The sequence below is a fragment of the Acinetobacter sp. UBA3025 genome, from assembly GCF_002367915.1.
Lineage (GTDB): Bacteria > Pseudomonadota > Gammaproteobacteria > Pseudomonadales > Moraxellaceae > Acinetobacter.
This window is the reverse complement of record NZ_DFDO01000012.1, coordinates 1-11,871: the sequence shown is the minus strand read 5'-3', so window position 1 is coordinate 11,871 and position 11,871 is coordinate 1. Positions and strand designations below refer to the sequence as shown.

Sequence of the window (11,871 nt, the reverse complement as noted above, 5' to 3'; positions counted from 1 at the left end):
CTGCGCCGATAATAATAATGTCAGACATAAAATGCTTACTAATTCTCAGAACATGAATATTTATATGCATGATTTACAATGTTTCTGATGTAAATTATGTAACTAGATTGCATATTTTTGCTATTTTGAGTAAATTTTGTGTAAAAGCCAGAAGATTAATTTTTATGGCAGCTTAACTATTATATGCAGTGGGAAAAAACATGAGTTTGTTTATAAATTTAAAAAAATTAGGGGTTAACACGACTGTTTTAGCAACATCGATTTCTTTAGTTGCATGTGGCGGGGGGGGGAGTGACGGTTACTATAATAATGACAATAATAGTCAACCAAATACAGGAGGAAATAATGGAGGCGGCAATGAATCTACAGATAATACAGCTCAAGTTCCGGAAAGCTTAAATATTAGTTTGCAAGATTCAAGTGGCCAAAATCTTGTTCAGGTTGTAGATAATTCAACTGTACAAATTGCTGTTCAGGTATTAAATGCGGATAAAGGTGGAATTTCTAGCAAAAATGTACGATTAGCGATTAATGATTCAGATAAGTTAGGCGTAACAAGCAAAAGTTCCTTAGTTGCTACAGCTGAAGATGGCATTGCTATTTTTGAGCTTAAAATTCCTTCAATTAATATTGAATCTGGTAAAGTACAATTAACTGCAACTGTAGATGGCACACAAGTTAAACAGGTATATACCCTTAATATTAAAAAATCTAGTGTAATTGTTAGTGATTATACTCTAGATGTGCCACAAGGCCTTACGATTGATTTACCAAATGGGGCAGTTGAATTTTTTGTCCAAGTGACTGATCCAAAAGGTGGTTCTAAGTCAGGACAAACCGTTGAATTGTCTTTACCTGCTGAGTTACAAGGATTGTTTGTAATTAGCAACGGATCATCTGTACAGACAGGTAGTGAAGGTAAAGCAAATTTTAAACTTGTAGCAAATAAAAATTTAACTGCGGCACAAATTCAACAGCTTGTAGATACATCTAAAACACTAAACTTTAAACTCATTGATGAGCATCGTGCAGAAAAGCAAGCAACTACGTCTCTAACATTTAAAGATATTGCAACAATTGTCGATAAACTTGAAATTATTAAGCCTGATGCACCGATTGCTGCAAAAAATGGCGAAGCACGTATTCGTGTATATGCCAAAAATTCCAATAAACAAGATTTAGCAGGTAAAAAAGTTCGCCTGGAGACCAATCAATCTGGTCGTGGTGTGACCTTGGATAAAACTGAAGCCATTACAAATGCACAAGGTTATGCGGAATTTATCCTAAAAAGTAATTCTGATACACCACTTGCTTTGAAGGATGAAGGGATTGAACTTAAAGCAACTTTCCTAGAGAACCCTGAGAAATTCGCGACCATTACTGTTGATGTTATTACTGCAGATGATAGTGCAACCGATCAAGAAGCTATTCAACGTCTAGAAATCGCTTCATCTTATAAAATCAATGCAATGTCTGACAGTGTTGAAATTAAGGTAAAAGCGATTGCGAACAATGGACATGCTGCGAAAAAAGGTAAAATCAAACTTACCTTGAATAGCGAAGCTGTAGCGAATGCTGTTAAGTTAGAAGGCAGTAGTGATGGTGTTAACTTTGATTTAAATGAAAGTCAGTCTGTCGGTGCAGAGGGTTATGTCACTTTCAGAATTAAAACACCAGCATCGCAAACAGTAGCAGCTGTAGAAGCATTAAAGGCTTCAGGGATCACAGCGACGTTTACAACAGATAACGGTATTAGCAACAATATTAAAATTGTTGTTGAAGATAAGGCTGTTGCAACTGAAGCAGTTAAGTATCTCTTAATTGACCCAATTAATGAAAACTTTGATCCTACCAAGAACCAAGACATTACAATTAAAGTAAAAGCAATTGGTGAAAAAGGTGGCCCTCTTAAAAATGAAAAAGTATCAATTAAATCTTTACTTTCAGATGATCAGCTGAATAAGTTGAGTCTAAGTTTAAGTACAGCTGCTGAAGTTTTAACAGATGCAGATGGTTATGCAACGTTTGTTTATAAGTATCAATATAATAAATCTGCAGAACAGCAGGCGTTGGCTAAGCAAGGGATTACTTTTACATCCACGGCATTATCTAATCAAAAGACTCAAACGATTAAAGTTAACTTCAATACAAAGAGTGTCAGTGACAAAGTCAGCCTTGATTACTTTACTTTAGATACTGATGGCTTAGCTCAAATCGCACTTAATCAACAAACTGAAATTATAGTACGTACGCAAGCCTTTGGTATTGATGGTGCAGTTCTTGCAAATCAAGAATTAGCTATTGGTATTGATGAAACTGCGATTTCAAATGGTGTTTCATATGCCACAGCAACTAAGCTTGTATCGGATGCACAAGGTAAAGTTGAATTTAAATTAAAAGTTGCAGCACGTAATTTAACTGAATTAAATACCTTAATTGAAAAAGGCCTAACTGTTGCAGTAGTGTCTTATCGTAATGATGGTTCTAAGCATTCAGTTACTCGTAAAATTGACTTAGTTTCAAACTCGATTATTGACACTGGAACGAGTCAAGTGGATTACCTCATGGTAGATCCAATCTTAACCCGTTTTGACTATACGCAAAATCAAGAAATTACCGTTCGTGTAAAAGCATTAGATGTCAATGGAAGCCCATTAGCAAAAGAAAAAATTCAATTAAAATCTGCCCTAACTAATCAGCAGATGCAGCAGTTAGGCTTAAGTTTTACGACCCAAGCAGAACAAATTACTGATGCATTAGGTTATGCAACGTTTAAACTTAGTTACCAATATAACGAAACGCCTGAACAAGAAGAGCTTGCGAAAAAAGGTCTTACTTTCTATGCTTTGGCAAATGGTAAGGTCAGCAATATTCGCATTAACTTTAAGGCTCCGAGCGATAGTATCGACTTAAGTTTCTTTACTGTCGATACAGATGGACAAGCCTTAATTTCGACCACTACAGATACACCGATTAAGATCCGTGTCAAGGCAATGGGTACAGATGGTAAGGTTTTAGCTAACCAACGTATTAGTATTGGTATTGATAATACTGCAGTTTCAAATGGCGTAACGTATGCAACCTCTAACAACCTAGTTACAGATGCATTAGGTAATGCTGAGTTCGTTTTAAATGCGAAACCAAAGAATAAAGATGAACTAAATGCATTACTTGCGAGTGGTGTAACAGTCGCTGTTAAAGCAACTGCAAAAGATGGTTCTGAATATACAACGCTAAGAACGATTAAGCTTGTTGAGCAAGAGCAAACATCGCAAGTATCTTCACTATTAATCGATCCGTTACAAGCAGCATATGACTATACAAAAGACCAAACAATTCAAGTACGCGTGAAAGCGATTGGTCAAGCTGGTCAGTCTTTACGCAATGAAAAAGTGAGCTTAACGACAGCCCTTAGTGCACAAGAGTTAGCTGATCTGAATTTAAGTCTTGTTGGCGATGCGACGAAACTGACTGATGATTATGGTTACGTGACATTCACATTTGACTATAAATACAATGCACAGTCTCCTGCACAAAAGAAACTGCTAAATGGTTTTGAAATTACAGCAACTGCTAATGGAAAGACGAATAATACGATTATTAACTTTAAAGCACCTGCAAATGAACAAGAAATCAATCTTGATTATTTAGTGGTATCTACAGGTGGTCGTGCAGTTATCTCAACCGATCAACCAACAGAAGTGATGATTACAGCAACTGCATTGGCAACAAATGGTCAGACATTAAAAGACCAGACTGTGAAAATTGAATTGAATGAAACAGAAACCAATAGTGGTATTTCATTTAATTCTGCGACAGAAGTTGTGACCGATGCACAAGGACAAGCCACATTTAAAGTCAACATTGCACCAGAAAATGCATCTGAATTAGAGGCATTGCTTGCATCTGGTTTGAATGTTCGTTTATCTGCACAGCGTGTAGATGGTTCTGCATACAAAGTATCAAGAAAAGTTGAACTTTATAAGTCAGAAGCAGAAGCACCAAGTGAAGTTGATTATCTGATCATTGATCCTATTAGTGTTTATGATTACAGTAAAAATCATACCATTGCGGTACGAGTGAAGGCGATTGGTGAAGATGGTAGCGCATTACGTAATGAAAAAATCACATTGCGTCCTGAAAACATCTCAAGTGCAGAATTAGCAAAACTTAATTTGAGTTTAAATGGTGCTGCTGAGCAATATACCGATGATCAAGGCTATGCTGTCTTCGAATTTAGCTATAACTACGATGCACAATCTACAGAGCAAAAACCTCTTGCATTGAAAGGTGTAGCATTATTGGCGACTGCAAATGGTAAAGAGCAACGCACGGTTATTAACTTTGCGGAAACTCAAACTAATACGCTTGATTATCTTGTCATTGATATGATTGGTAAAGCTGTCATTGATACGGATGTAGAAACTAAAGTTGCGTTATCAGTGCTTGCAAAAAGTACTGATGGTTCAGTTTTGGCAAATCAAAATGTTCAGATTGAATTAACCAATGAAAATGGTATTAATCTTCTTACAGCTTCGTCAGTGGCAACTGATGCAGAAGGTTATGCAAAATTTGAATTCAGTGTGCATCCAAAGAACAAACAGGAATTAGAAGCATTATTGGCAAATGGCGTAACAGTGAAAGTCTTATCTGCAGTTGCTGATGGATCTATTCGTCAAGCTCAACGTAAAGTTGAATTAGTACAAGCTGAAGAGCAAGTTGAATCTAAAGTTGAGACTTTAGTTATTGATCCAATCTTAAACTCATTTGACTATACTCAAGAGCATACGATTCAAGTACGCGTTAAAGCATTAGATGCTGCTGGCAGTACGCTGAAAAATGAAAAAGTTGCAATCACAACTGATATTCAAGCGAAATTAGCACAACTGAACTTTAGTTTAAATGGAGCAGCTGAACAGTTTACTGGTGATGACGGCTATGCGACATTTGTATTTGAATATAAATATGCAGACTCTACAGTACAGCGTGAGATCTTAAATGGTGTAACTGTTACCGCAACTGCAAATGGAAAAACACAAACAACAAAATTGAACTTTAGAGAGTCTTTAACTTCAGAAGCTTTAGATTATATTTCTATTGATACAAATGGTTATGCTGCGATCGAAGAAAACATACAAACTGATATTACAGTTAAGGTACGTGCAATCAATGTGGGTGGTACAGCACTTGCTAATCAAGATGTAACGATCAGCTATAATGAACAGGCACATAATAATGGTGTTTATTTACTTGATCCAACAGGAGCGAATGTTGGTGCACAGACCTTTACGCAAAAAACCGATGCTGATGGTTATGTGACCTTTACCTTTAAAGCATTGCCACGTAATAAAGCGGAAGTGCAAAAGCTGATTGATGATGTGACTGGTGATTTACAGGTTACATTAACAGCTAAACGTGCTGATGGTTCGAATTATGAAGCTTCTCGTCGTATTGATTTAAGAGCTCCTGATGTTGAATCTACACCTGCAGAGGTTTTAATTGATCCAATTCTGCAAGCATTTGATTATTCAAAAGATCAAAAAATTATTGTACCAGTAAAAGCGTTATCTGCTGATAAGGGTGCTTTACAGGGTGCAAAAGTTACGATTGATACACCGGATTTAACCCTAGAGCAGTTAAAAACAGCACAGTTAACTTTAACAGGTGAAGCAACTAAGCTTACTGATGCCAATGGTTACGCTTATTTTGAGTTTGAATATAAAGTTGCAGGTACTCAAGAGCAGATTAAGTTGGTAAGTCCAGGTGTTCGTATCACGGCGACAACCAGCAATGGTAAAGCTGCTGTTCAAACCTTGAACTTTAAATCACCAAATGTCGGGCAGATTCTAGATTACTTTACCTTAGATGCATCTGATTATATTGTTACATTGGGTGTGAATACACCTAAGACGATTCAGGTGACAATTAATGCGAAAGATACACAAGGTAAGGCTTTTGCAAACCAAGTCGTTTCACTTGGGTTAAATGAAGCTGCTTTAAGAAATGGTGTAAGTTTTGTTTCACCATCTCAAGTCATGACAGACAGTAATGGTCTTGCAACATTTGAAGTGACCATCAATCCTCAAAATGAAGCGGAAGTTGAAAACCTAGCTGCAAATGATCTTGAATTTACAGCAACTGCGCGACGTGCTGATGGTTCTGATTATACTTTGGTTCGTAAAATTGAATTAGATAAAGCTGCTGTGGTTTTACCAGATTTAGCGAATCTTATTTTTACTGCAGTAGATGGTAAGCCACTAGATACGATATCTGTTCTCGGTGGTGAAGCACGAATCAAAATTACAGCAGTTGATAAAGATGGTAAAGCGATTCCAAATACACCAATTGCGGTTGCTCTTTCTAAGCTAACCTCTAGTCGTGTTTCATTAAGTAATATACCAACACAAACTAACAGTAATGGTGAAGCCGAGTTTACGGTAACGGTATCTGAGGGCGTGTATGATGCTAGTTTGATCAAAAATGGTATTGTCTTTGCCGTAGTTGGTACGAACTTAAATAATGGCGATCGTTTACAGCAAACAAGTGTAATTAGTATCACCGCTCCAGCAAATGCTTTAAATCCGCGTTTAACATCAGATGTAAAAACAGTGACAGCTGGGCAAACAGTTAAAGTGTATGCAGCTGTTAAAGATGAAATGGGGATTAATACTGCAGCTGGTACACCAATGCGATTGAATCTGAATCCAGAAGCGATAGCTGCAGGTATTAAGCTGAGTGCTGACGGAGTGGTAATACAAGGAAATGGTTCAGTGCCAATTGACTTAATTATTCCACAAGGTATTACATCTGCTGCTTTAGAATCTATTGTAGTAACAGGAACTATCCGTGATCCACGCGGTAATGAAATTCAGACGAAGCTAAATTTTGTTGTTCAAGATATTAGTAATCCTTATCACTTAACTATTGATAGTAGTCGTGTGTCATTAAGTTCAGCAGGTGATAGTGCATTTGTAACAGTTAAACTTCTTGATGCGAATCAAGGTGGGGTTGCCAATGAAACTGTAACTTTAGCGATTAATGACCCACGTAATGCTACGAGTATTAATGGTTCTTCACAAATTACAACAAATGAATTTGGTGAAGCTGTATTTGAAGTATCAATGAAATCATTACAGGGAATATTATCAACTCCTGCTCTACCAATTGAATTAACAGCAACACATACCACTGTAACAGGTGCTATAGTAACTCAACCTGGTAGTATTCAAGTCCATTCACCAACAGTTCTAGCACCAACATTAGATTTAAAAATCAAGTCATCTAAAGATAAATTGAATCTAAGAGGCGATAGTGTTGAAGTGTCTGTATTAGTAGTAGACTTAGAAGGATCAAGTCAAACTGGAAAAGCAGTAACTTTAACAATCCCAGCATACAGTCAAAATGGTGCTTATATTCGTGGTGCATCAACTGTAGAAAGTGATGAGAATGGTTGGGCAAAATTTACAATTGTTATTGATGAAAGCTTGCGTGATCGAAACTATGACTTTGCTACTGCTGACCTACGTGTAGAGGCTATTGTTAAGGATGAACAAAATACAGAACGACGTGTACCTCATCGTATTGATGTTGTAAATTCAGAAGTGCCAGTTACTGTTGGTTCTATTGCTGTTAACTTTAATCCAACAGAGATTACATCAACAGCTAATGGGGTTTATTATCAAAAAGAAGGTTCTGTTCAATTAGTTGATGTTGATGGTAAACCTGTTGCAAATCAGGATGTTGTTCTGGATGTTCGTCCAACTTCTTATGTCATCGGTGAATGGGAGTTTGGTATTCAAAAAGATCCATGGAAAGTCGTGACTAAACCTGTTTTAGATGCAAATGGTAATCCTGAATATAATTCAGATGGAACACCAAAGACAAAAGAGGTGAAAGAATTAGATGCAGTTTATCCATTCACAAGTTTAAAAGCTTGGATTAAGCCAGGTGACTATTACTACCCATTGCTGAATTTTACACCGTCACAGACATTAATGCAGAACTTGGTGACTACATGTCCAATTAATGCGAGTTCTTCTACTTGGACAGCGAATGGTCAGGCATTACGTGTGGTTCGTTTCTTAGGTGGTACAGCAAATAATAGTACGGCACATCCATATACTGCGACTTATCGTACAGATAGTACAGGTAAATTTGACTTCATTATTGAATATCCAAAAGCTAATGCACAATGGGTATCTGTAGAGATTGGTGCGAAAACAACACTTGCACAGACACCAACGAGAGGCTATACAATATTAACATTACCAAGTTTAGCTAGTGATTATGCGGCTGATGGAAGTTATGCCCCTAACCGTGTAAGTCCATATACGACTTGTACTAACTAATTTGATAAAAAAACAGCGCTTCGGCGCTGTTTTTTTTGAGAGCTTCTTTTTAAAAGTTACATAGAAGTTCCCACACTGACACCCACAGTAGGCTTAAAATTCATGGAACTACAACCTGTCAATGCAAGACTGCAACATATAACCAGTAAGAATTTATTCATAGGTCGATCTCTGAAATTAAAAGGAGATGTTGACTAAAAGTACATCTCCCCCAAATATCTTAATCATCCAGCAGATCCATCTGTTTCGCCAGTTGATATAAGTTATTAGAGCGATTTCCTGTACGGCAGAACATCAAGATCGGCTTTGGTAATTCGTTATAATGGTTAGCAAAGGTGCGCACATCAAGCTCGGTAATCTGGCCGGCAACTACTGGCTGGAAGACATAATCCAGACCTGCACTACGAGCAGCTTCCTCAATTTGTACGCTGGTTGGCTGTTCAGGGCCACCTTCCATATCCGGACGGTTATTGATAATTGATTTAAAACCTTTTTCAACTACTTGAGAGATATGTTCAGGACCAATTTGGCCAGCAAAGCCTACATTTTCGCTCATGATGTCACTCCATTATGTCATTTATCTTGATATGCTTTATGATAGCATTAAGCTGAAAACATGATGGCCTAGTTCTGAAAAATTTATAAACGATTACAACTATAAAATAACGCAATGGAGCGCGTATGTACGCCTATACAGTCGAACCACTGTATGTCAAAAGCGGTCAGGAAGTGATTGCTGCGGATTTCTATCGTCCTCAACAGATTGACAAACCAGCTGTGATCCTGATGGCTCACGGCCTGGCTGCTTTACGTCATTTTAAACTGGTGCAATATGCCCAACGTTTTGCTAGTGCAGGTTATGCAGTAGTTCTGTTTGATTATCGCTATTGGGGAGGCAGTACCGGGCGTCCGCGTGAATCGGTTTCAATCAGTGCTCAGCTTGAAGACTGGCGTACAATGATCCAGCATTTGCAGGCACGTAAATCTATTGATACTAAACGGATTGTGTTATGGGGAACAGCATTGAGTGGCGGGCATGTACTGACATTGGCCGCAGAACTAAAAAATATTCAGGCGGTAATGGTACAGGTACCCTTTGTTGATGGTGCAGAAAGTGCCAAACTTTATCCTTTGCAGCAATTGCCTAAAGCCCTGAAGATTTCCAGTCAGGATTATATGGGGGCAAAGGTAGGAATGGCGCCCAAGACCTTGCCGGTGGTTGATCGTCATGAACTCTGTTTTATGCCGACACAAGACAGTTATGAAGGATATCTATCCATTGTGAATCCAGATTATTACTGGAGTGGTCATATCCCAGCCCGGGTATTCTTTAAATTGATGCGATATCGTCCTATTCAGGAAGTCCGCAAAATCACTATTCCTGTTCTGTTTATCGCAGCACAACAAGACAGCCTGATTCCCATTGAAGCCAGTCGGGAAACCGCAACCAATATTGCACCATTTGTACAATATCATGAGTGGAATATGCGGCATTTTGATATTTATCATGGTGAATGGTTTGAAAAAGCAGTCTCGACCCAATTAGAATTCTTACATCAACATATTGGAGTGCGCTAGATGATCATTGTATGCCCGAATTGCCAGGCTAAAAATCGTGTGCCTGAAGAAAAATTAACGGCCGATCCAGCATGTGGTCAGTGTCATCAAGCTTTAGTTCCACTGGCGCCGATTGAGCTAAATGAACAGAACTTTAGTCAGTTTGTCACCCATAGTGATCTTCCCATCCTGATTGATCTATGGGCAGACTGGTGTGGTCCATGTAAAATGATGGCACCGCATTTTGCTGCTGTAGCAAAAGAAAATCCACAAGTGGTATTTGCTAAAATTGATACCGAAGCCAATCCGCGATTAAGCTCAGCATTTAATGTACGTAGTATTCCGACGCTGGTTTTGATGAATAAAACCAATGAAATTGCTAGAATAAGCGGTGCATTACGTTCAAGCGAACTACAAAAGTGGCTTGATCAGCAGTTAAATAATGCTCAATCCTAATTTAAAAAGCCTGGAGTTCAAGTGACAGATTCTCATATTAAACCAGAGGGAGTACTTTCCCTGCAGACGATTGCAATGCCTGCGGATACCAATTGGAGTGGGGATGTATTTGGTGGCTGGATTGTTTCACAAATGGACTTGGCGGGAGCAATTCATGCAGAGCGCTTTAGTAAAGGACGCTGTGCAACGATTTCGATTAACCAGATGACCTTCCTGGTTCCTGTGAAAGTCGGCGATGTCATTAGCTGCTATACCAAAATTCTAAAAGTTGGTAATACCTCAATCCAGATGCAAATCGAAGTATGGGACAGTCATGATAACTCACGTGCACCTGTACGCGTGACTGAAGGGGTATTTACCTTTGTCGCAGTGGATGTCAAAGGCAATAAACGTCCAATTCCGGATGAAGCAAAACAGAAATTTGCAGAATCTCAGCAGAACTCATAATTCATTAAATAAAAAATCCCAGATATATGATCTGGGATTTTTTATGTCTGTATTGAAATTAGCCTGGCTTCAACTGGTTCTTGGCAATCCAGGCCCAGAGCATCTCGCATTGAATCGGTGCTTCACCAGATTCATCAGTTACGATTACTTGTACTAGCGTTTCACCTTTTTCTGAACTTTGCATCAATTGCTGCTGTTCAGGAGTTAAAGTAGCCACTGCAGTCATGGCGCCTTTGGTTGGACGCTTAAAGTCCACTTTTAGGCTTTTAATCAAAACCACTGCACTGTCAGGTACATTCATCGCAGTCACAAAGCCGGTTGCTGTTTCTGCCAGCAGTGCCATAGCACAGGCATGAATCTGACCGATATGGTTCTGAATGGCCTTATGATTGGCCATACTCACCACAACTTTGGCTGCACTGATTTCCTGATAGCGAATCTTGGCAGAGCCAACCATTGGAACCACTCGGCCAAAGGTCTTACTCAATAAAGCAGTACGTATACCTTGTGGTAATCTTGATGTCGCTTTGACCAGTTTGGTCAGTCGGTTGCTCTTTGCCATAATTCCATCTACAGACGTTGCTGCCTTAGTCTTTAAAGTTGTTGAACTGTAAAGGCAGACCGAATTGTTGTTCTTTCAGGAATGCCATCACTTGTTGCAAGGTATCGCGTTTTTTATCAGTCACACGAATCTTGTCGCCCTGAATAGAAGATTGCACTTTAATACCGCTTTCTTTAATGGCCTTATTAATTTTTTTTGCTGTATCTGAGTCAAGGCCATCTTTAAGCTTGATCACTTGAACTACATTTTTGCCTGAAGCGGTCATTTTTTGTGGATCTAGTGCCTGAATATCCACTTTACGCTTGAAGAAATGGTTTTCCAGCATGGTATACACTTGCTCACATTGGAAATCACTTTCTGTGCTAATTTTGATTTCCTTGTTTTTTTCATTCAGTTCAATGGAAACATCCTGTCCACGGAAATCGAAGCGGGTTGCAATCTCTTTTTGGGTATTTTGAACTGCATGATTTACTTCAAAAATTTCTAATTCAGAAACAATAT

The 11,871-nt window shown here is 38.5% G+C and carries 7 protein-coding genes; 4 read left to right on the top strand and 3 right to left on the bottom strand.

The window, feature by feature from the left end; all coding sequences use genetic code 11:
* Positions 1–200 precede the first annotated feature (200 nt).
* Positions 201–8,348 carry a hypothetical protein gene (locus tag B4J23_RS00505; RefSeq protein WP_291358229.1) on the top strand — a complete coding sequence of 2,716 codons (8,148 nt, stop codon included), beginning with the start codon at positions 201–203 and terminating at the stop codon, positions 8,346–8,348.
* 220 nt (positions 8,349–8,568) lie between these two features.
* On the opposite strand, the gene B4J23_RS00500 is transcribed toward B4J23_RS00505, so the two are convergent.
* Positions 8,569–8,904 carry a TIGR01244 family sulfur transferase gene (locus tag B4J23_RS00500; protein ID WP_004783676.1) on the bottom strand — a complete coding sequence of 112 codons (336 nt, stop codon included), beginning with the start codon at positions 8,902–8,904 and terminating at the stop codon, positions 8,569–8,571.
* Positions 8,905–9,029: 125 nt separating this feature from the next.
* Between B4J23_RS00500 and B4J23_RS00495 the strand changes: the two genes are divergently transcribed.
* The 3 genes from B4J23_RS00495 to B4J23_RS00485 all read left to right on the top strand — a co-directional run bounded on the left by B4J23_RS00495 (position 9,030) and on the right by B4J23_RS00485 (position 10,808).
* Positions 9,030–9,926, top strand: coding sequence for an alpha/beta hydrolase (locus B4J23_RS00495; RefSeq protein WP_291358226.1), 897 nt, complete (start codon positions 9,030–9,032; stop codon positions 9,924–9,926).
* Entirely contained in the window at positions 9,927–10,361 is a 435-nt protein-coding gene (gene trxC / locus B4J23_RS00490; RefSeq protein ID WP_004783672.1) for a thioredoxin TrxC, read from the top strand. It abuts the gene before it with no gap.
* A 75-nt stretch (positions 10,362–10,436) separates the two neighbouring features.
* Positions 10,437–10,808, top strand: coding sequence for an acyl-CoA thioesterase (locus B4J23_RS00485; RefSeq protein ID WP_171523022.1), 372 nt, complete (start codon positions 10,437–10,439; stop codon positions 10,806–10,808).
* A 58-nt stretch (positions 10,809–10,866) separates the two neighbouring features.
* Here B4J23_RS00485 and B4J23_RS00480 read toward each other — a convergent pair whose 3' ends face one another.
* On the bottom strand, positions 10,867–11,370 hold the full coding sequence (locus tag B4J23_RS00480; RefSeq protein ID WP_291358222.1) for a DUF4442 domain-containing protein: 504 nt from the start codon (positions 11,368–11,370) through the stop codon (positions 10,867–10,869).
* A 25-nt stretch (positions 11,371–11,395) separates the two neighbouring features.
* The gene (locus tag B4J23_RS00475; protein ID WP_291358220.1) at positions 11,396–11,869 is read right to left on the bottom strand and encodes a YajQ family cyclic di-GMP-binding protein; all 474 of its coding nucleotides are present in this window, start codon (positions 11,867–11,869) and stop codon (positions 11,396–11,398) included.
* Between the last annotated feature and the right edge of the window lie 2 nt (positions 11,870–11,871).

Excerpts from the sequence above, each read along its gene's own strand:
- trxC (WP_004783672.1), top strand. The coding sequence starts at position 9,927 with ATGATCATTGTATGCCCGAATTGCCAGGCTAAAAATCGTGTGCCTGAA.
- B4J23_RS00495 (WP_291358226.1), top strand. The coding sequence starts at position 9,030 with ATGTACGCCTATACAGTCGAACCACTGTATGTCAAAAGCGGTCAGGAA.
- B4J23_RS00485 (WP_171523022.1), top strand. The coding sequence starts at position 10,437 with ATGCCTGCGGATACCAATTGGAGTGGGGATGTATTTGGTGGCTGGATT.
- B4J23_RS00480 (WP_291358222.1), bottom strand. The coding sequence starts at position 11,370 with ATGGCAAAGAGCAACCGACTGACCAAACTGGTCAAAGCGACATCAAGA.
- B4J23_RS00500 (WP_004783676.1), bottom strand. The coding sequence starts at position 8,904 with ATGAGCGAAAATGTAGGCTTTGCTGGCCAAATTGGTCCTGAACATATC.
- B4J23_RS00505 (WP_291358229.1), top strand. The coding sequence starts at position 201 with ATGAGTTTGTTTATAAATTTAAAAAAATTAGGGGTTAACACGACTGTT.